This window comes from Amycolatopsis balhimycina FH 1894 (assembly GCF_000384295.1).
GTDB classification, from domain to species: domain Bacteria; phylum Actinomycetota; class Actinomycetes; order Mycobacteriales; family Pseudonocardiaceae; genus Amycolatopsis; species Amycolatopsis balhimycina.
The window spans coordinates 9441861-9465721 of the sequence record NZ_KB913037.1; the positions used below are offsets into that span (position 1 = coordinate 9441861).

Below are 23861 nucleotides of genomic sequence, written 5' to 3' on the forward strand. Positions count from 1 at the left end.
AGGTGACCAAGGCGATCACGGAACTCAGCGAGCTGGCGGACATCCCGGCGGAGTGGGTGCACGTCGAGAAGCGCATCCACCCGGGCGATGACCTTCGGCTGCCGGGTGCGTACCTGAAGTGGTACGACATCCGCGAGGTCGGCGAGCCGGCCGCGCCGGCGATCAGCGAGCAGGCCCGGCAGTACCTGCGCGACCAGGCGGAGGCGGGCGAGCTGGAGTTCCGGAACGAGCTCGGCTACGCGATGCTCCACCACGACGGCGGCTATTACCTGATCGTCGGCCTGTGGCGCAAGGACGAACTCTGGACGGGCATCTTCTTCTTGGACGGCGACGAGTTCAAGCGCTACCCGGCCAAGCCGGGCGCGTTCCGCGCGACGCAGAACGTGGTCGAGCTGGACGCGACGGCCCACGAGCGCCGTGCCTGGGCCCGCTTCCTGCGCACGGACCGCGACGACGCCGCCAAGCGCGCGTATATCGAGGACTACTGCACCGGAGTCGTCGGGGTGCCGTGACCCGCGCCCGGGAGCCTGCCACCCCGAAGCCGGAATTGTGACTACGGACGGCAGTACCGGGTCAAGGCGGGAAAGCGTGCCTTGACCCGGTACTGCCGTCCGTGTTTCGGCTTCGTATCGGGGTTGCGGGGAAGGTCTGGGTGATCCGGGGGAAGGTTGTCCCTCGGCGTGCCGTTCACGCCGGGCGCACGAAAGCGCTGCCCGCCAAGCGAAGGCGGCAGCCCAGCCGGCAGACCGTCGTCCGTGCGAAGGCCCCCCGGTGCCGCCGAAGCGACACCGGGGGCCGGCCATGACCTCAGGACTCGACGGGCCGCGTCCGGACCTTGATGTCGCCTACCCGGGCCCGGCTGAACTCGATCGCCGCTGTGGTGCCGGCTGCCCGGACCGCCACGTGGCCCAGGCCGTCCCAGGAGCCGTCCAGTGACCTCACCACGTCGCCCGGGGCCGCTCCCCCCAGGTCCACCGCCAGCGTTGCCGGGTCCGCCGCCACGGCCTCCACGCCGGCGATCTCCAGGATCTCGCCCGGCTCCGCCACCGCCAGCCAGCTCGCCGCCGCTCCCCGGGCCGGCAGGGCCGCCACCACCGGGGCCACCGAACCATGGGGCCATTTCATCGTCAGCTCGTGCATGTCGATGCCGTGTACCTCGTGGACCATCTCGTTGATCAGCGCGCCGCCGATGCGGTTCTGGGACTCGATCACGACCGGGCCGCGGGGGCTCAGCTTGAACTCCGTGTGGCTCGGGCCGTCCGTGTACTCCAACGCGTCCAGGAACGCCGGGATCATCCGCTCCACCGCGGCCACGTCCGCGGCGGACAGGCGGGCCGGGATCGCGTGGCCCGCGTGGACGACCGTTCCCTCGAGCGTGACCGCTTCGGTGATCGCCAGCACCGTGTGGCGGCCGGCGAACGAGAACGCCTCCGCGCTGTACAGCGTTCCGTCGACGTACTCCTCCAGCACGTACTCGTCCAGGTCGTACTGGCCGAGGAACGGATGCTCCGGCACGTCGCGCTCACACGAGACCGCCTCGAAGACCGGATCGACGTCGTCCGGGCCGTCGACGCGGTGGACGCCGAAACTCGCGGTGCCCGCGCCCGGCTTCACGATGAACGGGTAGCCGTGACGTGCGCCGAACTCCGTCAGGCTGTCGCGGCCGGCGAGGACCGCCGCGCCGATCACCGGGACGTCCGGGGACGCCACCTCCGCGATCCGGCGGCGCATCACGTTCTTGTCGGTGAACCGGTGGCTCACCTCGTACGACGGGCCGCCGAGGCCGAGCAGGTCCCGGACCCGCCCGGCCGGGTCGAGGCCCGGCTCGGTCAGCGAAACGACCGTCGTGAACCCCCACGCCCGGTGCGCTGCCCGCACGAGCGGGCGGAACGTCGCCCAGTCCGTGTAGTCGGCCAGGATCGCGCCCACCACCTGCGGGCCGTATTCCGGCTTGAACTCGCCCGGGTTCTGGCAGTAGACGACTTCGAGGCCGGCCGCCTTCGCCGCCTGGAAGTGCTTGGGGTTCCCGCCGATCAGCAGGATGCGTGGTGCCATTTCGCCGGTCACTCCTGAACGCTCAGACGGGCTCGGGTTCGGGTTCGGGCCGCACCGGTTCGGGTTCCGCGGGCTCCGGCTTCGTGGCGCGGACCGACGGCAGGCAAAGGCACAGCACGCCGCCGGCGACGCAGGCCAGGCCCGACAGCGCGACCACCTGCGACGCGCCGAAGTGCTCCAGCAGCAGGCCGCCGAGCGCCGCGCCGGTCGGCGAGGACGCGACGATCACCGAGCGCCGGGCGCCGAACACCGCGCCGTACTGCTCGGCCGTCACCGCGTTCTGGATGACGCTGATCTCCGTGGACGCGTACGGCGCCCAGACGAACCCGCCGACGAACATGATCACCAGCGCGAGTGGGAGCGTGTGCACGAACACCAGCGGCAGCAGGATGAGCCCCCACACCGCGGCGCCGACCGCGTTGACCACCGCCGGGCGGAAGCGGGCCAGCCGCGGCACCATCACCAGGCCGAGCAGTGCGCCGACGCCCATCGCCGACCACATCGCGCCGTAGCCCGCGCCACCGGCGCCGAGGTTCTGCTGGGAGAACACCGGGATCGCGGTCAGCAGCGGGCCGTAGGACAGGAAGTAGATGACCGTCAGGATCATCATCGCGCGGACCACCGGCACGGTGATCAGCGGACCGAATCCGGCGACGAAGCTGTTCTTGGCCTTCTTCGGCGGTCCCGAGGGCACCGGCGGGGCCACGGCCGGGTTCACCCGCACGCCGAGCACCAGCGCCGTCGCGACCAGGCACATGATCGCCGGGATGAACAGCGACCAGATCCCGATGAAGCCGGCGAGCGAACCGCCGAGGATCGGGCCGACGAGGTAGGGGAACTGGTCGCCGATGGTCAGGACGCCGTTCGCCACCTGCAGCTCGCGGCGCGGGATGAGCAGCGGCGTGATGACGCGGGTGCCGACCTTGGCCAGCGGGTTCGTGACGCCCATGACCAGGCACAGCCCCAGCACCACCGGGATGCTGAACGTGCCGACGACCGACAGCAGCGCGATCCCGCCGATCGCGATCCCGCGGACGGCGAAGCCGATCGCGGTCAGCCGCACCGGCGACCAGCGGTCGAACCACGCGCCGAGCAGCGGGCCCGACACGATCTCGGGGGCCCGGCGGAACAGCACCGCCAAGCCGGCGAGTGCGGGCGACCCGGTCTCCACCAGCACGATCCAGATCAGGGCGACGGAGGCGAACTCGTCGGCCGTTTCCGACAGCAGGCTGCTCATGGTGAGCTTGCCCAGGCCCGGGAACCGGCCCAGCACCGACCGCTGCCACCGCTCCCGGACGAATCCGGGCGCCAGGTCCACCATCACTGCCCCTTTCCGATCCGCCGCCGCGGCCGCGGTCCACCATCCTCCCGGGCGGCCGCGGACCGCATCTCCCGCAGTGCCCGGCCGGTTACGCGGCCTTGCCGAGCGCGTCGCCGGTCTCGTCGGCCGCCTCCGCGATCAGCGAACCCTGGGCCGTTTCGTAACGGCCGGCGAACAACGCCGGGTGTGCCGACCGGATGCCCCCGACGACGAGCTCGTACGGGAAGTCGTCGAAGTCGCCGTAGTCGTGGAGGAACTCCATGTACCGGCGGCCCTTGCTGTCGTACGGGTGCGACATGCTGTCGGCGGTGCCGTCGAACTCGAGCGGCGTGATGCCGTAGAGCCGGCACAGCAGCTTGTTGAACACCGGCGTCGCGCGGACCCACCTGCCGTCCAGGTACACCGAGTTCAGCGCGTGGAAGCGGAACACGTCGCCGCCGACCAGCTCGCGCAGCCGCGGCGACGCGAGGTGGTTGCGGACGTCGGTGAGCGCGATCCGGCTCGGCACGCCCGCCGCGCGGCACACCGCGGCGTACACGATGGACTTGTGCACGCAGAACCCGCGGCCGCGCTCGATGATCGAACTGGCTTTGAGGCCGGTGCGGCTCAGCGCCGCGCCGTAGACCTCGTAGTGCAGCTTGTCGCGGACCGCGTAGTACAGCGCGACCGCCTTCTCGGTCGGCGTGGTTTCCGTGCCGTCGAGCACCTGCCCGGCGAACTCCCGCACGACCGGGTGGTCGTGATCGAGGAACGGGGTGACCCCGAGCAGGTCCTGGGGAGGCGTGTCGGCCACCATTTCGTCCTTCTTCCGGTTTCCGGCGCCTGTCAGCGCACTCCGAGCATTCTGGCGACCTTGTCCCGCTGGACCTCCGACGTTCCGGAGTAGATCGTGCCGCCGGTGGCGTCGCGCAGTTCCTTCTCGATCCCGAACTCGCTGAGATAGCCCCGGCCGCCGAAGATCTGCACGGCGTTGGTGGCGGATCGGACGTTCGCCTCGCTGGCCAGGACCTTCGCCATGGCCACGTCGACCATCACGTCCTCGCCGGCTGCGAACCGCTTCGCGGTGTCGTAGAACCAGTTGCGGGTGGTCTCCAGGTCGATCTTCATCTCGACGATCTTTTCCGCGATCAGCTGGCACGACGCTATCGGCGCCCCGAACTGCTTGCGGCTCTTCGCGTATTCGATGCTCTGCTCCAGGCGGTACGCCATGGCGCCGAGGCTGATCGCGAAGGAGAGGAGCACCTCCCACTTCATCACGTAGTCGAGCAGCAGGAAGCCCTTGCCCCGGCGGCCGACCATGTTCGCCGCGGGCACCACGCAGCCGGTGAACGTCAGGTTTCCCAGCGGCGACGTGCGCAGGCCCATCTTGTCGATCGGCGGCCCGGCTTCGAAGCCGGGTGTGCCCTTCTCGACGGCGAACACGCTGATGCCGAGCGGGCCGGTGCCCGGTGACGTCCGGGCGTAGACCAGGACGACGTCGGCCACCGGGCCGTTGGTGATGAAGAACTTCCGGCCGTTGAGGACGTAGTCGTCGCCCCGGCGTTCGGCGGTGGTCTGCATGGCGGCCGCGTCGGAACCGCCGTGCGGCTCAGTGATCGCGTGCGCGCAGATCACCGAGCCGTCGCAGACCCGGGGGAGCAGCCGGTGCTTCAGCTCCTCGGTGCCATACCGGTGGATCGGCACGCCGGTGCTGACGAGCTGCGTCGAGATCGAGAAGCTGAGCCCGCCGTCACGGCAGTGGTACCCGAGACCCTCCAGCACGTGCATGGTCGTCGGCAGGTCGTGCCCACCGCCGCCGTACCCGGTGCCGAACGGCAGGCCGAACAGGCCCGTCGCGCCGATCTCCGGCCAGAGCCCGCCCGGGAACTCCGCTTCGCGGTCCCGGCGGAGGTGGTCGGCGCCCCAGGCCCGGAAGGCTTCGGTGTAGCCGTCCCGCAGCGCCTGCTGCTTGTCGGTCCACTGCTGCATCGGGGGAACTCCGGCTCAGTCGTAGTAGGAGTATTCGTCGTCGAGGTTGTGCGACTCGTCGCCGATGAGCGCGGGCGTGAACATGCAAACCAGCACCATGTCCTGGTCCGGCGACGCGATCAGGTGGTGCGGGTCGTGCTTGTCGAGGGCATAGAGCGTGCCGGCCTCGATCACGTGCTCGTCGCCCGCGGAGTCGATGACCTTGCCGCTGCCGGCGATGCAGTAGCACGCCTCGAGGTGGTTCCGGTACTCCAGCGCCGAGTCGGTGCCGGCGCGGACGATCGTGTGCGTGACCGTGTAGCCCATGCCGTCCTTGAGGGTCAGGAAGCGGTGGCTCAGGCCGTTGCCCCATTCGACGCCCGCGGTCTCCGAAAGTTTGCGGATGATCACGGTGTCAGGCCGGCTTTCCCAGGTAGGCCACATCGGACGAGCTCGACGCCGAGTGCGTCTCGACGAACCGGGAGATCGAGGTGATGGAGGTGAAGTCCTGCTCGACGATCTCGACCTCCTCCATCGGGATCTCGAACGTGGCCTCGAGCCAGGTGACCACGCGCAGCAGGCCGAGGCTGTCGATGACGCCGTTGGCGCGCAGGTCGTAGTCGGCCTCGAGCTCCTCCGGGCCGACGCCCGGCAGGAACTCCTCGAGGACGTATTGCTTGATCTGCTCGGAACAACTCATGTCAGCTCCCGTTCAACAGGTTTCGGATGACGGCTTTGCGGTCGGTCTTGCCCGTCGACGTCGTCGGCAGCGGGTCGTCCACGACGCGGATCGTGGTGGGCAGCGCCGCCCGCGCCAGGCGCTCGCGGCAGAACTGGCGCAGCCCGAGCACGCCGAGCGGTTCGGTCGTGTCGCGGCGGACGACCGCGTGGATGGCCAGCCCGGCCACGTCGTCGGGCACCGCGACCACGGCCGCGCCGGCGATCCGCTCGTGGCCGAGCAGAACCTGCTCGATCTCCTCGAGGTTCACCCGTACGCCGCGGACCTTGACCTGGGAGTCGGTGCGCCCGACGAGGGTGAACACGCCGTCTGCGGCACGCTCGACGAGGTCACCGGACCGGAAGTAGACGCGGCCGCCGCCGCGTTCCACGAACTTGCCCGCCTCGCCGCCGACCGCGTACCCGGCCGTCTGGAACGGCGTCGACACGAGCAGCTCGCCGGTGGCCGGGCCGTCGGCGACCTCGCCGGCGGCGTCGAGCACGAGCGCGTCGACGCCGGGCAGCGGGCGGCCGATCGGGAGCGGGCCGTCTCCCCGGAGGTCGGCCGCGGTGATCTCGTGGATGAAACTGTCGTTGGTCTCGGTGGCGCCGTAGATGTTGTGGAAGCGCGCGTTCGGGAACAGCCGCGGGAGCTCGGGCAGCAGCTTCGCCGGCATCTTGTCGCCGGTGACGATCACGTGCTTGACGGACTCGAACGGCCGGCCGTCGTGGACGTCGGCGAGCAGCCGGTAGAGCATCGGGACCGACTGGACGACCTCGACGCCCTCGGAGCGGATCACTTCGGCGAGGTGCTTGCCATGGGTGGCCTTTTCCGGCTCGACCAGCACCGCCGTGCCGCCGGCCTTGAACGTGGCGCGGATGTCGAGCAGGCACAGGTCGAAGTTGAACGGCGCGTAGTTGAGCACCACCGTGCCGGGGCGCAGCCGGAACTTCGTCACCGCCCACTCGGTGAAGCGCTCGACGGCCTGGAAGCTCAGCGGCACCACCTTGGGCAGGCCGGTGGAGCCGGAGGTGGTGAAGATGAACGAGGTGGCGTCCGGGCTGACGTCCGGGCCGGTGATGCCGTCGAGCCCGGCGAGGTCGCCGTCCGGCGGGACCGCGGTGGTGTCGATCTTGTGGATCCGCCGGCCGCCGACGCCGGCGACGGGTTCGGCGGTCAGCACGTCGGTGCAGCCGGCCTTCTCCAGCAGCGCTTCCAGCGCCGTGGCGCCGAGCTCGGTGGAGGGCAGCATGAACTGACGACGCGCCAGCAGGCAGGCCACGATGAGCGCGACCGTGCGCGGGGTCTTCGCGGCGTGCACCGCGACGCGGGCATCGGCCGGCAGCCGCATCGCCGAGAGGCCCTCATAGGCCGACATGGTCATGGCGCACACTTCGGCGTAGGACACCCGGACATCGCCCAGCACCAGTGCGGCCGACTCCGGCCGGGTGCGGGCGAAGTCGGCCAGGCAGCCGAGCAGCGAACGCGAATACGGCACAATGGTCTCCAACCCCGGCCGGGCGCGGCGACCACCGTCGCGCGCCGGCCAGTCACCCCAGCTCCCCACGCGGAGCCCGGCCCGGACTCCGGCGGTGCCCGGGCCGGGCTCCGCGTGGACTCCACGGTAGCTTCGTCCCGGAGCGACTGGCTTCTCGCGCAGTGCGGCTCCCGATCAGCCGATCGGCGTCCCCTGTGGACGGTCCGGCCATGACTCCCAGCGCCACAGCCGCCCGGTGCCCTGATCGTCGACGCGTTGATCAAGGTGTTCGGATCGGCACGGCGCAGGTAGCGGGCCTCGACGGAGCAGACGGGGGACCGGGCGGTGGCCGGCTCGGCGGCGGTTGCGATCGGTACCGCGGTGATGACTCTGTGTGGATTGTGTGTCGAGATCACCTGATCCGGCGACGTCCGCCGCGCGGTCACAACCCGGCTGCAACCGGGGTGCGGTACGCATGCCGGGTGGCGCGCTCCACCGCGGGCCCGGACGCAAGGGGGACTCCGATGAGAACAGCGGTGCTCGCAGCGGTCGTGCTCTTGCTCGGCCCAGGAACGGCGGTGCCCACGGGCGCGGTGGCCCCTGGCTGTGGGCCCGCGTCGGTGGCGGTCGCCGACCGGACGCTCTACGAGGGCACCCCGGCCGCCGGGGAGCGCAGCCCGGCCTACACCACCTTCGAGTTCACCGTGTCCGTCACGGCGGCCGCGGGGTGCGCGCCGACCGGCTCGGTCGCCTACAAGACCGAGGACGGCTCACCCGGCGCGACCACCCCGGACGACTACGTTCCCGCCGAGGGACGGCTGAGCTGGACCGGTGACTCCAGTTCGCGCACCATCGCCGTCCAGGTCGTGAAGGACGCCGCCGCGGAGCCGAACGAGCCGTTCCTGCTGCGCCTGTCCGATCCGGTCGGCCTGGTCCTGGCCGACGACCTGGCCGCGGGCGGGATCCTCGACGACGACGGCGGCGTCGGGCTCCCGATCATGGTCTCCACCGACGGCGGCAAGATCTGCTGGCACGTCTGCACGGTCGGGGTGCAGCTCGGCGGCGGCCCGGCCAAGGCGCCGGTCACCGTGCACTACCGGACCTTGGCCCTCGGCACCGGCGAACCGGCGTACGTGCCGGTCAAGGACGCGATGGTGACGATCCCGCCCGGCGCGTCCGGCGGCAGTGCCGTGGTCAAACTGCTGGACGGCAATCCCGGCCAGACCGAATCCCGGTTCGTGCTGGAGCTGTTCGCCCCGTCGGCCGGCACGCTGGGGAACGCGCGGACGGAGGTGACGATCAAGCCCGGCGGTTAGCCACCTCGCGGGCCTCGGCCGTCGCGTTGGCCTGGGAGTACAACGCGGCGGCCGTGGCCCACTGCCGGGCCGCGTCGGCGGGCCGGCCGAGCCGCGCCTCCAGGTCACCGAGGTCGCGGTGCAGGTGCGCCTGCTCGTAGCCGTCGGGCACCGTGGCCCGCACGGCCAGCCCGCGTTCCAGGTGCTCGCGCGCGGCGGCCAGGTCGCCGGCCTCGAGCCGGGCCCGCCCGAGGTGCTCCAGCGCGGCCGCCTCGCCGTGCCGGTCGCCGACGTCGCGGCTGAGGTCGAGGGCCTGCCCGAAAAGGTCCGACGCGGTGGCGAAGTCGCTTCGGCCCAGGTGGACCCGGCCGGTGTCGAGCAGCGACTCCCACTCCAGCCAGCGGTCGCCGAGCACCCGGCTGACCGCGAGCGCCTCACCGAGGTGCGCCAGCGCCGCCCGGTGGTCCCCGCGCTGCAGGTGCGCCTCGCCCAGTGTGTCGAGTGTGGCGGCTTCCAGCCGTGCGTTGCCCAGCGCGCGGAACGTCGACAGCGCCGCCGTCAGCGGTTCCAAGCTTTCCGGGGCGCGGCCCATCCGGACGTAGGTGTGGCCGAGGTTGCGCTGGGACAGCGCGTGCCCGAGGTCGTTGCCGGCCGCGGCGTTGCGGGCGACCGCGAGCCGGTGCGCGGCGATGGCTTCGTCGAAGCGGCGCAGTTCGGCGTAGGCGTTGGCGGTGTTGTTGTGGATGTGCCCTTCGCCCTGGACGTCCCCGGCGGCCTGAGCCGTCCGCAGCGCGGCCGCGTTGGTCTCCAGCGCCTCCGGCAGCCGCCGGGTCATGAAGTACGCGACACCCAGCGCTCGCAGCATCTCCGCCTCGGCCAAGGGGTCGCCGAGCCCGGTCGCGGCGGCGGCGCCCTCGCGGCACAGCTCGACGCGGGTGTGCCAGTGCCCGGCCGTGTCGTAGAAGCTGGTCAGCAGGTACGTCAGCTGCCACGCGGCTTCGGCGCGGCCGTGCTCGCGGGCGAACCGCACGACGGGCAGCAGGTTGTCGCGCTCGGCGGTGAGGAAGGTCAGCGCGGCGTGCCGGTCGGCGCCGACCGGCACGTCCGGCGCGGCGAACCGCGGTGACGGCTTGACCAGGTCTCGATTCGGGTCGATGGCCCGGTTCGCCGCGGCCGCGGCCACCAGGTACCAGTCGACGAGCCGGTCGGCGATCTCCGCACGGGCGGCCGGAGGCTCGTCGGCCCGCGCGCATTGCCGCGCGAACTCGCGGATCAGGTCGTGGAACCGGAACCGGCCCGCGCCGGCGGCCGTGACGAGGTGCGCGGCGGCGAGCCCGGCCGCGGCGCGGTCGCCGTCGGCGCTCGGCACCTCGCAGAGAGAAGCCCCGAGCGCGGTGCTGAACGTGGCCCCGGGGCCGAGGGCGGCCCGGCGGAAGAACCGGGCCTGCGCGGCGGCCAGCGGACGGTAGGCCGTGGCGAGCACCGTCCGGACCGTGCGGGAATCCCCTTCCACGGCCAGGGTTTCCAGCCGCCCGGCCCCGGCCAGCTCGGCGGCGAGCTCGGCGATCGGCCGCTTCGGCGCACCCACCAGCCGGGCGGCCGCGATGCGCAGCGCCAGCGGCATCCCGCCGCACAGCCGCGCCACCCGCGCGGCCGGTCCCCGCTCGCGCCGCACCCGCTCGGCGCCCAGCACCCGGTCCAGCAGCGCGACGGACTCGGCGTGCCCGAAGGCGTCCAGGGCGATCGGGCGCACGGCGTGGCGGGTGCCCAGCGCGGCGAGGTGCTGCCGGCTGGTGACGACCAGCAGGGCCGGGCCGGTGCCCGGGATCAGCGGCAGGACGTCCTCGAGGCCGGCGACGTTGTCCACCACGACCAGGAACCGGCGCCCGTGCAGCAGCGACCGGTACAGCGCGGCGCGCCCGGCCTGGTCGCCCGGGATGTTCTCTTCGGGCACGTCGAGGCTGCGCAGCAGGTGCGTCAGCGCCCACGCACCCGGCAGCGGCTCGTCCGGGTCCTCGCCGCGCAGGTCGAGGAACAGCCGGCCGTCCGGGAAGCGGGCCGCGACCCGGTGCGCCCAGTGCAGCGCCAGCGCGGTCTTGCCCATGCCCGCCGCGCCGGAGAGCACCACCACCGGCCGTTCGGGCTCGTCGAGCACGGCGTCGAGCGCCGCGAGCTCGGCTTCGCGTCCGGTGAAGTGCCCGACGCCCGCGGGCAGCTGCGACGGCCCGGTCGTGGCCGGGCGGAGGTCCAGAGCGGCGTCCCGCCGCAGGATCGCCGTGTGCCGGGCCAGCAGTTCCGGGCCGGGGTCGACGCCGAGCTCGTCGGCGAGCCGCCGCCGCAGCCGCTGGAAGGCGTCGAGCGCGTCGGTGTGCCGCCCGCAGCGGTAGAGCGCGAGCATGTGCAGCCCGGTCAGCCGTTCCCGGGTCGGGGCGTCGGCGAGCAGCCGGGGCAGCTCGTGGACGGCCTGTTCGTGGTGGCCCAGCCGCAGTTCGGCGTCCCAGAGATCTTCCATCGCGCCCAGCCGCAGTTCGTGCAGCCGCTCGACCTCGCGCCGGCCCCAGCCGGACGGCGCCGCGTCGGCGAAGGCGTCCCCGCGCCAGAGTGTGACCGCCGCGCGCAGGGTGGTGGCCGCCCGCTCGACGGCGCCGGCCGCGAGGTCGGCCGCGCCCGCGCGGACCTGCTGCTCGAAGCGGTACGCGTCGACCGTCACCGGCGGGACGGTCAGCAGGTAGCCCGGCTCCCGGGTGACCAGGACGCCCGGGAACCCGCAGCTCTCCAGCGCCTGGCGCAGCCGCGCGACGTGGCTGTGCAGCGTCTTGACCGCGGTGCGCGGCGGGTCTTCGCCCCACAGGACGTCGACCAGCCGCGGGATCGGCAGCACGGTGCCCGCGTGCAGCGCCAGCACCCCGAGCACGACCCGCTGCCGCGTCCCGTGCAGGGTCGCGGGCCCGGCCGGGCCGACCGCTTCGACCGGCCCCAGCACACGCAGCTCCCCGGGTTGGGACACCCCCGCTCCTTCCCGCGCGGAACCACCGCTCAGCGAGCGTAACCAGCGCGAAGGAGGGCGAAAACAGCCAACCAGCCGATCCGCGCGGGGATCGACAACCGGTTCACAACCGGTCGCGGTGACGCTCGGTTCGGAGTTCCTGTTCCGACTCGTGTGAGGAAAACCGGATGAGCACCAGATCGCGGCCCCGGCGCCGCAGACCGTTCACCGCCGCGCTCGCGTTCGCCGCCGCGGCCGCGTTTCTGCCCGTGGTCCCCGCGGCGGCGGCCCCGGCCGTCGCGCCGCAGCCCACGTCGCCGTGCGGGCCGCTCGACGTCGCGTTCGTCATCGACGACACCGCCAGCATGGGCCCGGCGCTGACCAACATCAAGAGCGAGCTGGGCAACGTCGCCACGGCCGTGCAAGCCAATTCCGGCAACGACTACCAGCTCGGCCTCGTCACGTTCAAGGACGACGTGACGGTCCGGACCGACCTCGCGCCGCTCAACCTGGCCGCGGTCACCCCGCAGATCACCGCGCTGACCGCGACGAACGGCGCCAATGAGCCCGAAGCGTCCGACGAAGCGGTCAACACCGCCGTCAACAACCTGGCCGCCACCGGGCGCCCGCAGACCGGCGACTTCTCCGGGACCTGGCGGTCCAACGCGACGAAGATGGTCATCCTGGTGACCGACGCCCACCCGGGCGGCTTCGACGACACCTTCACCGCGGCCGACCAGGCCAACGCCCACCTGCGGGCGGTGCAGGCGGCGAACAAGGGCATCAAGGTCTCCACGGTCTACGCCCAGACGAACGCGCTACCCGGCATCTCGACGATCATGCAGGACTACGCCACCACCACCGGCGGCACGTACTCGGCGACACCGGCCAACGGCGCTGGCGCGGGTGCGGCGATCCTCGACGCGCTCAAGAACTGCCGGAAGACCGACGTGTTCATCAAGGACGCGCCGGGCGACACCGGGGTCGCGCCGCACGGCCTGAACCCGATCTGGACGAGCCCGGACATCAAGGTGTGCACGACGCTGCCGCCGTGCGTGGGGACCAACCCGGTCATCGGCCCGACGAACTACGTGGTCGTGACGCTGAACAACCCGGGCCCGGGCGGGTCCGGCGCGTCGACCGGCCACGTCGAGGTCTCCTACACCGCGCAGGGCGGGGCGGCGCTGTGGCCGATGGACTGGATCCCGGTCGGGTCCTCGACGATGGTGACCGTGCCGGCGGGCACCACCCAGGTGGCGATCCCGTGGACCTCGGTGCCCGGACCGGGCCACTTCTGCCTGCTCGCCCGGTGGATCTCGGCGACCGACCCGATGACCTTCCCCGAGCTGACCGGCTCGAACACGCTGGTCAACACGCGGAACAACAACAACATCGCGTGGCACAACGTGGACACGGTCAAGCTGAAGCCCGGCACGCCGGTGACGCACCCGTTCACCCTCGGCAACCCGGCCGCGGACCGGCCCACCCCGACCGACCTGCTCTTCACCCAGCCCGGCAAGCCGTTCGCGGGCGGTCCCGGCAAGGTGGTCGTCGACCTCGGCAAGGTGCTGGCCGAGCGCTGGCGCCAGAGCGGCCAGAAGGGCGTCGGCGTGCGTCAGGTGGGGGAGACGCAGGTCGAGATCACCGGTGGCCAGCAGGCGGTCTTGCAGGGCCTGCTGATCCAGCCGAAGGAACGCCTGGAGACGGCGGTGACGTTCACGGCGTCGGACGCGGCGGCGGGCACGGACTTCGTCTTCCGCGTCTCCCAGTCCACCGGCGACGAGGACCTCGGCGGCGTCGAGTTCCAGCTGTCGACTGAGCGGTAGCCCGGAGCTGAGCGGCCACCTCGATCCGGGCGAGGTGGCCGCCCAGCGTGCGTCAGCCCGGGCACTGGCGCACCTGACTTGGCCGGGCGGGCTGGTCACACTGGCCGCCGACCTCCGCTTCGCCCATATGCTCGTCGATCGTGTTGACCGGTGGGCAGCGTGGTGACAGCCCGCAGTTCGTTCCGGTCTTGGCCGGCATCCGGTGCCCGCTCGTCGCTGCGGGTGGCGGCCGGCACACCGATCGGCTGCTCGACCAGGAACACCAGCCAGCGCAGCGACGGCCCGTCGGCGCACTGGGATCGTCGACCACGATCAGCAGCGGCGTCCGCTCCGCCAACCAGTACAGACCGCGCAGGATCGCGAACGCCGCGTCTGAGGCCGCGACGTCGCCCAGCTCTGCAGCGGTGCCGAGCACCATCCGAGCCGCAGCCGCCGGACCGGCCATAGCTCGTCGCGCTTAGTGATCACCGTCGGAAGTTCTCCGGGGGTCTCGACGGCAACCACTTAGCCTCCGGCAGGGCCGGCGTGTGTCCCTCGAATAAGGTCCGCGCCACACCCCAGGCAAAGCTCGTTCCGGTTGATGGTCGCAGGCCGGCAACACCAGGAACCCGTCATCGCGAGCTGCCGCAGCAGCATGCTCGAGAAACGTCGACTTGCCCAGCCCCGCGGCCCCAGCCACCAGCAGCAGCAACCACCCCTGCCCGCACCTGCGTCGGCCACCAGCCCGGCTACCGCGCTTAGCGCCCCGGCGCGTTCCAGGAGATCCGCCGCCGGGAGCCGGCATCCGGCGCCCGCGTCGCCCGGCACAACACCCCAGCGTGGCACGGCGATCATGCTCGGTCGGCCCTTCACGGACCCTGGGGTGTGATGTCTGGGGTCTGCCCTAGTGACCCCCAGCAGGCCTGCCCTGCAGGCTGACTATCACGTGCCGCGCACCGACTCCCGTGTCGGGAAACGGCCACCCAGAACCCGGTACAGCGCCAAGCCGGATGGTGGTCCCAGCGGTCGGCCCGGCTACATCACAACGAGAGGAAACCCACGTATCATGTTCAATTTCCTTCGGCGACTGGTCGTCACGAGCGCACTGGTCGCCACCGCCGCCGGCGGCGGCGGCGCGTACATGTTCGCCGGCCCGGCGTATGCTCTCGGCCCGTCCAACGACGACGTGGCGAACGCGGCGAGCCTGGTCGGCGTCAGCGGCCAGTACGCGCCCTCGCTGAACAACAGCAGCGCGTCGGCTGAGCCCGGCGAGCCCGCGCACTACGTCAACGGCCAGATTGTCAGACCCGCGAACCACTCGGTGTGGTTCAAGTGGACGGCGCACGCCACCGCCGAGGCCGTCTTCCGTTCTCAGGGCAGCAAGTTCGACACTGTACTCGCTGTGTACCAGCAGTTCGGTTCGGGCTTCTCCGGGCTGGTCCAAATGGGTTCGAACGACGACACCGATTTCGCCGAAGGCCACAGCCTGCAGAGCCAGGTGTCGTTCGTCGCGAGCCAGGGCCAGGAGTACCTCATCGCCGTGGACAGCTACAACTCGACCAACACCGGAGGCGTCACGCTGACGTGGACGGGCAACGACGACTTCCACGGCGCCCAGCCGCTGAGCGGTCCGCTGCCAGGCAGCAATTCGATCGTCGGCTTGAGCAACGAGGGCGCCACGCATGAGATCCAGGAGCGGGCTCACGCCGGCGACCCGGCGACGCACTCGGTCTGGTTCGCGTGGCAGGCGCCGCGCACCGGCATGGCCACCTTCGAATCCACCTTGGACAAGTATGACACTCAGCTTGCCGTGTACACCGGTGACAACGTGGCGGCGCTGAACCTGGTGACCGAGAATGACAACACCCCTAGTGGCCGGCAGGCCAGGGTGACGTTCCCGGCGGTCGCGGGCACCACGTACATGATCGCGTTGGACGGCGTCGGCGACCAGCGCGGGCGCACCGTGATCCAGTACAGCCTGCCGTAATTGACCAGCACGCGAGTTTTGAGTGCCGCCCGGCTCTTCCCGCCGGGCGGCACTCTCGTTTTGAGCTGCTCGAACCCACCGAGAGCTGACTCGCTCCGCGATGAGGAAGGTCATCCGTCTTGCGGGCGAACTCGCAGGCAAGCCGGCCCGCTGTCGATGCGGTCGAGCACTTTCCCGGAGATCCGGTGCAGGGTCCGCAGCTCGTGCGGGGTGAGAACGTCGACGAACAGGGTGAGTACCCGCTCCACGTGTGCGGGTGCCGCGCCGGCGAGGTGGGCGTAGCCCGCCTCGGTCAGCACGGCCAGCGTGTAGCGCCCGTTTTCGGGGTCCGGCTCGCGGTGGGCGAAGCCGCGGCTTTCCAGCCGGCCGATCAGGTGGGAGAGGCGGGACAGCTCCGTGGTGGCCAGGGTGGCGAGCTCACTCAGCCGCATGCGGCGTCCGGGTTGGTCGGACAGGTGCGCCAGGACGTGGTACTCGAGCAGGCTGAGCTTTGAGTCTTGGTGAAGCTGTGCTTCCAGTGCCGCGGGCAGCCGCTGCAGAAGTTTCATGAACCCGCGCCACGCCGCCAGCTGGTCGTCGGTGAGCCAGCGCGGCTCGTCCACGTCGGGGTCCTTCGGAGCAGGCATGGGGGGAGTGTAATAGCCGGGACGCCACGCTTGAAAGTTCAAGTGAACCAGTGTAGGTTAACTTGAAGATTCAAGTCCCGCAGATTCGGAGGAACACCATGAGCGACCTGAAGCTCGCGATCATCCTCGGCAGCACCCGGCCCGGCCGCAACGGCGAAGCCGTGGCCGACTGGGTCCTGACCAGGGCCAAGGAACGCACCGGCGCCGACTACGAACTGATCGACCTGCTCGACCACCCCCTGCCCCCTCTCGACGAGCCCATCCCGGCCAGTGCCGGCAAGTACACCGGCGAGCACACCAAGGCCTGGGCTGCCACCATCGCCAAGTTCGACGGCTTCGTCTTCGTCACCCCCGAGTACAACCACTCCACCTCCGCGGTGCTGAAGAATGCCATCGACTACCTCTACGGCGAGTGGAACAACAAGGCCGCCGCCTTCGTCTCCTACGGTTCACTCGGCGGCGCCCGGGCGATCGAGCACCTGCGCGCGATCTGCAGTGAACTGCAGATCGCCCACGTTCGTCAGCAGCTGTCCTTCTCCTTGTTCGACGACTTCCGGGGTTTCTCCACCTTCACACCCGCGGCCGTGCACGACCAGGCGGCCACGGTCCTGTTCGACCAGCTCGAAGCCTGGGCCGGCGCGCTCAAGACCGTCCGGAGCTGACCTCGCGATGCGGCTGTACGGACTGGAGGAGCACTTCCTCACCGCCGAGGTGGCGGAGGCCTGGAGGCGGCACGATCCGCGGCTGGCCGAGCCGATGATGAAGCGCGCTCTCTCGGAGGAAGTCGCTCCCGCGCTGCTCGACGTCGGTGATGGCCGGATCGCTGCCATGGATGATGCCGGGATCGATACGGCGGTGTTGTCCCTGACGACTCCCGGCCTGCAGAACCTGCCCGCCGCCGAGGCGGTCGCGCTGCAGGTGGCCGTCAACGACGGCCTCGCGGCAGCGGTCCGCCGCCATCCCGGACGCTTGCAAGGGTTCGCGACGCTGGCCACCCCGGCGCCGGCAGCCGCGGCCGGCGAACTGCGGCGCGCGGTCACCGAACTCGGGTTCACCGGAACGCTGGTGAACGCGCACTCCGGCGGCCGTGCCCTGGACGCGGCCGAATTCTGGGACATCTACGAAGCCGCTGAGGACCTGCGTGCTCCGGTCTACCTGCATCCTCGCGCGCCGGTGCCCAGCGTCACCGATGCGTACTACCGTGGGTTCGGCGAGCCGGTGGACAGCATGCTGGCCACCGGCACGTTCGGCTGGCACTACGACGCCGGCCTGACCGTCCTGCGGATGATCATCGCGGGTGTCTTCGACCGGTTCCCCGGCCTGCAGGTCATCCTGGGGCACTGGGGTGAAGTCGTGTTGTTCTACCTCGACCGCGTAGCCGCCATGGACGACCTCACCGGCCTCCGGCGCCCGATCGCGGAGTACTTCCGCACCAACATCTTCATCACTCCCGGCGGGATCTCCAGCCACAAGTACCTGCGGTGGAGCATGGAAACGGTGGGGGCGGAGCGGATCATGTACGCCTCCGACCACCCGTTCAACCGAGAGCGTGCCGGGTCCGCGCGGGCCTTTGTGGACGGTGCGCCCATCGGCGATGCCGAACGCGAGCTCATCGCGTACCGGAACTGGGAGAAGCTCGTCGCCGGTATCCGGCGGCGCTGAAAGGGACCCTCACGTGAACGAGCCTCAGAGACGGCTCCAGGTCGTGTTCGCCGATCTGCGCCGCGCTGTCGACGACGTCATCCTCAAGCACCAGGTCACGCTCGACGAACTGCTCGGCGCCATCGACTGGCTGCGGCAGGTCGCGGACGCCGGTGAGCTGCCGTCGGCGAGCATTCTGTTCTACAAGACCGTCCTCAAAGCAACCGCGGGCGCGACCTACGCCCACCCGGAAAAGGACGGCGCGAGTCACTGGGAAATGGAAGGCCCCGCCCACCGGCCCGGAGCGCCCGTCCTGCACAGCCCCGCCGTGCTGCCCATGCGGCCCGACGAGCCCGGCGAGCCGCTCATCGTGTCCGGGACGGTGCGCACCACCACGGGGGACCCGCTGCCCGGCGCGGCTCTCGAGATCTGGCAGATCGACGCCGACAACGTCTATTCCGGCATGGACACCAGCGATTTCGGACCGCTGAACATCCCGAACGACTCCACCGGCATTCCCGCCGACAACCTCCGTGCGAGGATCATCGCCGACAGCGACGGCCGTTACGAGTTCCGCACGGTCATGCCCGGAGTCGAGACCTTCGGTCTCGCCACGGAGAGCCCGCTCGGGGCGTTGACGCAGGCCTTGCAGCTCGAAGGCCTCCGTCCCCTGCACATCCACTCGATCGTCAGCGCCGAGGGGTGCCTGCCGTTGACCACCCAGATCTACTTCGACGGCGACCCGCTCGTCGAGAGCACCATCGAAGGCGCTGTTCCCGCCGAGGCGGTGAAGACGACCACCCGCCACGAAGACCACCACGCCCGAGGCATGGACCGGCCGTACCGCGCGCTCACCTACGACTTCGTCCTGCGCCCCGAACAAAAACCTGTCCCATGAATCACCTGGCGCAGATCGAGGCGTCTTCGAAGCTGGCGGGGCTCGTCTCATCGCCAGGCCGCCCGGACGCTACTACGCGAGGTGACAACGGCCGCAGCTGATTCCCCCGGCTTCTTTCGCTTTGTTACGAAGACGAGGCGGACTCTTCGCCAATATGGTCGATCAGCCGTCGTTCGACGGGTTGCTCATCGGGGAAAGGAAGCCATCATGCGAAGAGGGGAGCCTGAACGCTGTTCGCGGCAGCCCTGGCTTTGATCATGGCGATAACGCCGGGCAAGGCCAAAGCCGTGCCCAGCCGTGGTGCGGAACTTCCTGCCAGTGTGGAGATCGGCGGCATGGCGGCTGCGGCGAACAACGTCGGGCCGGTCGCAACGTACGCGCCTCCCGCGTGGCGCACCTTCGAGATCAGGCTGCCATGGGTACTCTTTTTTGATACGGCGTCACAATTGACGCTGTTGCGATGTCGGAAGCACATGACATACGAAATGAGCTGCGATGAATATCTGGAAAGCAAGCATGACGAGAATGGGCATGTTCGTACTCGGGCTGGGACTCTTCGCGGGCTCGATGGCGGCCACTCCGGCTGTGGCGTCGGCGGCCGAGACCGCCACGCAAGCGGTGAAGACAGTCGTCCGGCAGGAAAAGGCCACCGCGTCAGCGGAAATCCAAGCCAGTTACATCTGCAGCGTCAACTTCCGCACCAGGTACCTTGTCACGTGGGACTGCCGGGTCTTTTCGGGAGCCGTCCGGGTGTGGATCAAGTGTTCCAACAACCAGACGTACTACAGCGGGTGGCACCCGGTCGGCCTGTACTACATCACCGGAAACTGTGCCGTTTTCGGAGCGACACTGCTCGACACCGGCGTCGAATCAATGGGATGACGCCCCCGGTGGAGCAGCGAACCATCCAGTGGCAGTAGGGGCCGCCCGCCTCTGGGCGGCCCCGACCCTGTCCTCGACTGCTGTACCAGGGATTGTCCGACAGTTCACCGGCCACCTGGGCGGTCCGTGTGGGTGGTGGCCAGTTTCAGCAAGGTGTGCAGGTTCGTGTCCGGCAGGTACGCGCGGGTGAGCGCCATGCCGATCCGCGGGAGGTCGCCTTCGTCGCGGTAGGCCAGGTACATCGGCTCGTGGCGCGGGTTGAACTTCGCCTTGAACGAGTGCAGTGACCGGAACCCGTACACGGGCTCCAGTTCCCGGCTCAGCACGTCCAGCAGCCGCTCGACCGGCGCCGCTTCGGTGTCCGATCCGGACCGGGCCAGTGGTGCACCCGACAGCGACACGAACCGCATCCCGTCCGCTTGGAAGGCCAGGATGGCGGAGCCGATCAAGAACTCCATGGCGGGCCGGAACCCTTCGCTGCGGCGGCGCATGAGATCCAGGGTCCAGCCGTGGACCTCGCCATCCGGGCCGTGCACCGGCAGCCACGAGGTGACCCCGTGCACGCTGCCGTCGGCGTCGACGGCCAGGCCGACCCGGGTCGCCGGGTCCAGCGCCTCCTCCATGCCGCCGAGCGTGAAGCCCATTTCCGGCATGCCCTTGTCGCCGACCCATTCGTCGCAGATGGCGCGGACCTGGCTGCGGACGCCCCACGGCTCGTCGGCCAGCACGACGTGGCGGTAGCTCATCCCTTCCTTCGTGGCGCGGTTGAGCGCCGAGCGCACGTTCTGCCACTTCCGGCCCCGCAGCTCGAGTCCCTCCAGGTCGACCAGCGTGTCCTCGGCGATCTGCACCCGGCTCCAGCCCAGCTGCGCGGCGGCGTCGGCGACCGGCCGGGTGACGGAGAACAGGCACGGCACGACGCCGGCGTGCTCGCAGGCCGCGGTGAACGCGCGGACCGCGCCGGCCGGGGATCCGGCCGGTCCGATCGGGTCGCCGAGGCCGACGGCCACCCCGGCGTGCCGCCGGTAGGCGAGGACGGACTGCCCGTCCGGGGTGCGGAAGTGCGCGTTGTCGGGCCAGGTGGCCATCCAGGACAGCGTGCCGCCGCCGTGCCGGCGGAGCAGGTCCCTGGTGACAGCCGCGTCGGCCCCGCCGATTCCCGCGGCCACCCCGAATCCGCGTCGCAGGGGGGCCCGGAACGCCCAGCGGGTCAGGACGAGCAGCGCCAGCTCGGCCGTCCACAGCACGGAGCCGGTCATGGTGAGCGCCTTCTCCGCCGTGGTTTCCTGGCCGAAGGCGAACCCGGGCACGGCCAGCGCACCGGCGAGCACGTTGATCGAGGCGAGCGTCGTCGCTCCCCACCACGCCACGCGCCGACCGTTGCGCAGTCCGTTGGCCAGCAGCGCGACGAGGGCGATGTTGACGGCGATGCCCCAGCCGGTGTCCTCGCCGCCGGTGGTGCCCAGCGGGCTGTCCGCGGGGAACAGCCAGAGCACCAGTTCGGCGACGGCGATCAGGGCGAGGCCGGTGGCGGCGAACAGGCGCCATTCGCGGCGCCCGGCCCGCACCCGTCCCGGCGGGCCGACGCGGTGGCCACCGGCCAGGCGGCGGCTCAGGGGAAGGGCGATCGCGACGGCCCACAGGTGCTCGAGGTCGGCGAGCCCGCCGAGGAACAGGAAGGACACGCCGACGTAGACCCACAGCCCGGCGCGCAGCCGCAGCCGCCACGGCGAACGCACCGTCGCCGACACCGCTGCCGCGCACGCGAGCGCGCCCGCGGAGAAACCCACGTCGAGGTGGGTGGCGAGCTGGTGCGCCCACGGCCACCCGGTGTCGCGGAAAGCCAGCAGCGTCAGCGCGGCACCGAGCACGCCGGCCAGCTGGCCGAGCCCGCAGATCGCCGCGGTCCGCCCGGTGCCCAGCCGCCATTCCGCACTGCCGGCGAAGACGGCGAACGAGAGCAGCACCGGGAGGTAGAAGAGCGGGGTGAGAGCGAGGAACGAGCCGGTCACCGGTGTCCACCACCGGCCGTCGGCCAGCGCGGGCAGGCCGTAGCCGATGTGGTCGAACCACGTCCGGTCTTCCGCGGCGTCCCACAGCGTTCCGGTCGCGATGCCGGTGACGATGATCGCGACCAGCACGCCGGTCGTGAACGGCAGCCGCCGGCGCAGCACCGTGGCCAGTGCGTGGACGCGCGAAGCCGGGGCCGGCGGGGCGGTCACTGCCTCGGTGGTGGTGAGCGAGCTGCTCATCGCTGTCTCCTGGTGAGTCGCTGGGGATCCCAGCGTGCGCCGGATGTTCCCGGCCGGGTACCAGGTCAGCCCCGGTCGGCGCCAGGGTTAACCCTGGCGAAGGTTATGGCGTGGCCTCCGCGGGCCGCACCGGTAACTCCGCCCGGACCACGGTTCCGCCTCCTGCCGGGCTCACCACGGTCAGGTGGCCGCGGAGCGCCTCGACGCGGTCGGTGAGGCCCCGCAGCCCCGAGCCCGCGGTGGGGTCCACCCCGCCGATGCCGTCGTCGGCGATTTCGACGACCGCCGTGGGACCGTCGCGCCGGACTCGCACGGTGACGACGCCGGCCCGCGCGTGCTTGGCGACGTTGGCCAGCGCCTCGGACGCGACGAAGTACGCGGCGAACTCGACCGGCTGGGGCAGCCGCGGACCCGTGGCGTACTCCACCGTCGTGGGCACCGGCGAGCGGGTGGCGAGCGCCTCGAGGGCGACGTCCAAGCCCTGATCGAGCGCGGCCGGGTGGATGCCGCGGGCGAGCTCGCGCAGTTCGGCCAGTGAGCGGGCCAGTTGATCGCTGGCCGAGGTGACGAGCTGTTCGGCGTCCGTGGGGTCGCGCCGGATCTGCCGCTGGATCAGCGAAAGCTGCATCGCGAGCGTCACCAGGCCCTGCTGGGCGCCGTCGTGCAGGTTGCGTTCGATGCGACGGCGTTCGGCGTCCCCGGCGGCGATGATCCGCTCGCGGGAGTGCTCGACCTCGGCGAGGCGCCGCCGTGCCTCGGTGTGCAGGTGCTGGTTCTCCAGTGCGATGGTCGCCGCGGCGGTGACCGCTTCGACCAGCTCGGGGTCGTCGTCGAGGGACCGGTCGTAGACGAGAACGGCGACCCGGCTGCCGTCGCGCTCGACACCGGCCACCGACCGGGACGTACCGGCGCCGGGCAGGGTGATCGAGTTGCCGTCCAGATCGGCGTAGGTGCCCGACGCGGTGGCGTAGCCGACCTCCAGATCCGGGTCGCCGAGTGCCTTCGCCAACGCGCCGCGCAGGTCGTCGGGCCGCAGGGTGCCCATCCCACGGAACAGGTCGGCCAGCCCGCCTCTGGCCAGCCGCGAACGCAGCAGTCCGATCAGGAACGCGACGGGCACCGTGAGCAGCGAACACACGCCGATCCAGAGCAGCAGCATCGACTTCTCGCCCGTCAGGAACTGCGCCACGAGCAGCCACCCGAACAGCAGCAGGCAGGCGGCCCCGGCGACACCCGGCGCCAGCGCCCGCCTGCCGGGCGTGGACGCCGAGCGCCAGCGCACCGCGACGACGACGGCGGTACCGGTCACGGCGGCCAGCAGCGTGCCGCGCTGGGCGACGTCGACGATCTCCGCGAGCCCCTCGTGCGGCCAGATCGCGATCGAGTTGCCCGGCACCCCGGAGAACAGCAGGAACAACGGGGCCAGGACGGCCAGTTCCAGCAGGACCGCACCGGCGAGCACCCGGTCCGCCGCGGTGCGCACCCGTCCACCGGTGAGGAAAGTCAGCACGAGCAGGACGAAGAACAGGACCCACAGGTCCGGCAGCCACAGGCCGACGACCTGTGCGGGCGGCCACGCGAGCTGGCTCACCAAGGGGCTGACGAAGAAGGCGAAGCCGGTGATGGTCATCAGCAGCCCGCTGTGGTTGTCGGGCCGGCGGCGCCAGGCGATCAACCCGCAGGCGGCGAAGGAGCCGCCGATCAGCCGGAACGCGACGTCGATCGCCGCGACCGGTGCCCCGCTCGGGAACAGCACCGGGACCAGCGCGCCGAACTCGGCCGCGAGTGCCACACCCCAGAGCAGCAGCCAGAAGCCCGGCCCGTGCCCGGAGCGGGCGAACCGGTGGGTGGTGCGGGCCTGCCCGCCGGCGAACGCCGTTTCCGAAGCCATGACGTGTCCTGCTGCGGTCGACGGGTCCCCTGGCAGCCCGCACGGTAATGCAGGACCGCCCCGGCCGGTACCGCTGAACC

General features: G+C 71.1%; 20 protein-coding genes. 8 read left to right on the top strand and 12 right to left on the bottom strand.

All coding sequences use genetic code 11. The annotated features are described in order from the left end of the window. The first annotated feature begins 2 nt into the window (after nucleotides 1-2). Nucleotides 3-512, top strand: a complete 510-nt coding sequence (locus A3CE_RS0143535; protein WP_020646409.1) for a hypothetical protein — start codon at nucleotides 3-5, stop codon at nucleotides 510-512. 295 nt (nucleotides 513-807) lie between these two features. Here A3CE_RS0143535 and A3CE_RS0143540 read toward each other — a convergent pair whose 3' ends face one another. From A3CE_RS0143540 to A3CE_RS0143570, 7 genes are all read right to left on the bottom strand, one after another. Then, nucleotides 808-2055: an ATP-grasp domain-containing protein gene (locus tag A3CE_RS0143540; RefSeq protein WP_020646410.1), complete on the bottom strand. Its 1248-nt coding sequence runs from the start codon at nucleotides 2053-2055 to the stop codon at nucleotides 808-810. A gap of 22 nt (nucleotides 2056-2077) precedes the next feature. Next, the gene (locus tag A3CE_RS0143545; protein ID WP_020646411.1) at nucleotides 2078-3376 is read right to left on the bottom strand and encodes an MFS transporter; all 1299 of its coding nucleotides are present in this window, start codon (nucleotides 3374-3376) and stop codon (nucleotides 2078-2080) included. 88 nt (nucleotides 3377-3464) lie between these two features. Beyond that, entirely contained in the window at nucleotides 3465-4172 is a 708-nt protein-coding gene (locus A3CE_RS0143550) for a transglutaminase-like domain-containing protein (RefSeq protein ID WP_020646412.1), read from the bottom strand. A gap of 29 nt (nucleotides 4173-4201) precedes the next feature. Beyond that, entirely contained in the window at nucleotides 4202-5344 is a 1143-nt protein-coding gene (locus A3CE_RS0143555) for an acyl-CoA dehydrogenase family protein (protein WP_020646413.1), read from the bottom strand. 15 nt (nucleotides 5345-5359) lie between these two features. Continuing rightward, a complete protein-coding gene (locus A3CE_RS0143560) occupies nucleotides 5360-5734 on the bottom strand; it encodes an ectoine synthase (protein WP_020646414.1) in 375 nt (124 codons plus the stop codon). A 4-nt stretch (nucleotides 5735-5738) separates the two neighbouring features. Then, nucleotides 5739-6023, bottom strand: coding sequence for an acyl carrier protein (locus A3CE_RS0143565; RefSeq protein WP_020646415.1), 285 nt, complete (start codon nucleotides 6021-6023; stop codon nucleotides 5739-5741). 1 nt (nucleotide 6024) lies between these two features. Next, entirely contained in the window at nucleotides 6025-7539 is a 1515-nt protein-coding gene (locus A3CE_RS0143570; RefSeq protein WP_020646416.1) for an AMP-binding protein, read from the bottom strand. Between the two features lie 503 nt (nucleotides 7540-8042). Here A3CE_RS0143570 and A3CE_RS0143575 point away from each other — a divergent pair. Continuing rightward, on the top strand, nucleotides 8043-8834 hold the full coding sequence (locus A3CE_RS0143575) for a Calx-beta domain-containing protein (protein ID WP_084641973.1): 792 nt from the start codon (nucleotides 8043-8045) through the stop codon (nucleotides 8832-8834). Here A3CE_RS0143575 and A3CE_RS0143580 read toward each other — a convergent pair. After that, nucleotides 8818-11820: an AfsR/SARP family transcriptional regulator gene (locus tag A3CE_RS0143580; RefSeq protein ID WP_245589692.1), complete on the bottom strand. Its 3003-nt coding sequence runs from the start codon at nucleotides 11818-11820 to the stop codon at nucleotides 8818-8820. The two genes, A3CE_RS0143575 and A3CE_RS0143580, sit on opposite strands and share 17 nt — an antisense overlap. 167 nt (nucleotides 11821-11987) lie before the next feature. On the opposite strand from A3CE_RS0143580, the gene A3CE_RS0143585 reads away from it, so the two are divergent. After that, entirely contained in the window at nucleotides 11988-13625 is a 1638-nt protein-coding gene (locus A3CE_RS0143585) for a vWA domain-containing protein (protein WP_051183833.1), read from the top strand. 52 nt (nucleotides 13626-13677) lie between these two features. Here the strand turns inward: A3CE_RS0143585 and A3CE_RS0143590 are convergent, their stop codons facing one another. Continuing rightward, nucleotides 13678-14043, bottom strand: coding sequence for a hypothetical protein (locus tag A3CE_RS0143590; RefSeq protein ID WP_020646421.1), 366 nt, complete (start codon nucleotides 14041-14043; stop codon nucleotides 13678-13680). 627 nt (nucleotides 14044-14670) lie between these two features. Between A3CE_RS0143590 and A3CE_RS0143595 the strand changes: the two genes are divergently transcribed. After that, on the top strand, nucleotides 14671-15591 hold the full coding sequence (locus A3CE_RS0143595; protein WP_020646422.1) for a hypothetical protein: 921 nt from the start codon (nucleotides 14671-14673) through the stop codon (nucleotides 15589-15591). Nucleotides 15592-15701: 110 nt separating this feature from the next. Here A3CE_RS0143595 and A3CE_RS0143600 read toward each other — a convergent pair whose 3' ends face one another. Beyond that, a complete protein-coding gene (locus tag A3CE_RS0143600) occupies nucleotides 15702-16217 on the bottom strand; it encodes a MarR family winged helix-turn-helix transcriptional regulator (protein WP_051183834.1) in 516 nt (171 codons plus the stop codon). 98 nt (nucleotides 16218-16315) lie between these two features. Between A3CE_RS0143600 and A3CE_RS0143605 the strand changes: the two genes are divergently transcribed. From A3CE_RS0143605 to A3CE_RS0143620, 4 genes are all read left to right on the top strand, one after another. After that, nucleotides 16316-16879, top strand: coding sequence for an NADPH-dependent FMN reductase (locus tag A3CE_RS0143605; RefSeq protein ID WP_020646424.1), 564 nt, complete (start codon nucleotides 16316-16318; stop codon nucleotides 16877-16879). 7 nt (nucleotides 16880-16886) lie between these two features. Then, nucleotides 16887-17879 (top strand): amidohydrolase family protein, encoded by a 993-nt coding sequence (locus A3CE_RS0143610; RefSeq protein WP_020646425.1) that lies wholly within the window; start codon nucleotides 16887-16889, stop codon nucleotides 17877-17879. A gap of 13 nt (nucleotides 17880-17892) precedes the next feature. Further along, nucleotides 17893-18756 (top strand): dioxygenase family protein, encoded by an 864-nt coding sequence (locus A3CE_RS0143615; protein WP_026469426.1) that lies wholly within the window; start codon nucleotides 17893-17895, stop codon nucleotides 18754-18756. A gap of 495 nt (nucleotides 18757-19251) precedes the next feature. Further along, the gene (locus A3CE_RS0143620) at nucleotides 19252-19638 is read left to right on the top strand and encodes a hypothetical protein (RefSeq protein WP_125591358.1); all 387 of its coding nucleotides are present in this window, start codon (nucleotides 19252-19254) and stop codon (nucleotides 19636-19638) included. A gap of 104 nt (nucleotides 19639-19742) precedes the next feature. Here the strand turns inward: A3CE_RS0143620 and A3CE_RS0143625 are convergent, their stop codons facing one another. Further along, a complete protein-coding gene (locus A3CE_RS0143625) occupies nucleotides 19743-21890 on the bottom strand; it encodes a bifunctional lysylphosphatidylglycerol flippase/synthetase MprF (protein WP_020646428.1) in 2148 nt (715 codons plus the stop codon). A gap of 103 nt (nucleotides 21891-21993) precedes the next feature. Then, a complete protein-coding gene (locus A3CE_RS52625) occupies nucleotides 21994-23781 on the bottom strand; it encodes a sensor histidine kinase (RefSeq protein ID WP_020646429.1) in 1788 nt (595 codons plus the stop codon). Nucleotides 23782-23861 lie beyond the last annotated feature (80 nt).

Bases quoted from the DNA above. Each gene is read 5' to 3' on its own strand.
- A3CE_RS0143540 (WP_020646410.1), bottom strand. From the start codon at position 2,055: ATGGCACCACGCATCCTGCTGATCGGCGGGAACCCCAAGCACTTCCAG.
- A3CE_RS0143545 (WP_020646411.1), bottom strand. From the start codon at position 3,376: ATGGTGGACCTGGCGCCCGGATTCGTCCGGGAGCGGTGGCAGCGGTCG.
- A3CE_RS0143550 (WP_020646412.1), bottom strand. From the start codon at position 4,172: ATGGTGGCCGACACGCCTCCCCAGGACCTGCTCGGGGTCACCCCGTTC.
- A3CE_RS0143555 (WP_020646413.1), bottom strand. From the start codon at position 5,344: ATGCAGCAGTGGACCGACAAGCAGCAGGCGCTGCGGGACGGCTACACC.
- A3CE_RS0143565 (WP_020646415.1), bottom strand. From the start codon at position 6,023: ATGAGTTGTTCCGAGCAGATCAAGCAATACGTCCTCGAGGAGTTCCTG.
- A3CE_RS0143575 (WP_084641973.1), top strand. From the start codon at position 8,043: ATGAGAACAGCGGTGCTCGCAGCGGTCGTGCTCTTGCTCGGCCCAGGA.
- A3CE_RS0143585 (WP_051183833.1), top strand. From the start codon at position 11,988: ATGAGCACCAGATCGCGGCCCCGGCGCCGCAGACCGTTCACCGCCGCG.
- A3CE_RS0143590 (WP_020646421.1), bottom strand. From the start codon at position 14,043: ATGGTGCTCGGCACCGCTGCAGAGCTGGGCGACGTCGCGGCCTCAGAC.
- A3CE_RS0143595 (WP_020646422.1), top strand. From the start codon at position 14,671: ATGTTCAATTTCCTTCGGCGACTGGTCGTCACGAGCGCACTGGTCGCC.
- A3CE_RS0143600 (WP_051183834.1), bottom strand. From the start codon at position 16,217: ATGCCTGCTCCGAAGGACCCCGACGTGGACGAGCCGCGCTGGCTCACC.
- A3CE_RS0143605 (WP_020646424.1), top strand. From the start codon at position 16,316: ATGAGCGACCTGAAGCTCGCGATCATCCTCGGCAGCACCCGGCCCGGC.
- A3CE_RS0143610 (WP_020646425.1), top strand. From the start codon at position 16,887: ATGCGGCTGTACGGACTGGAGGAGCACTTCCTCACCGCCGAGGTGGCG.
- A3CE_RS0143620 (WP_125591358.1), top strand. From the start codon at position 19,252: ATGAATATCTGGAAAGCAAGCATGACGAGAATGGGCATGTTCGTACTC.
- A3CE_RS0143625 (WP_020646428.1), bottom strand. From the start codon at position 21,890: ATGAGCAGCTCGCTCACCACCACCGAGGCAGTGACCGCCCCGCCGGCC.
- A3CE_RS52625 (WP_020646429.1), bottom strand. From the start codon at position 23,781: ATGGCTTCGGAAACGGCGTTCGCCGGCGGGCAGGCCCGCACCACCCAC.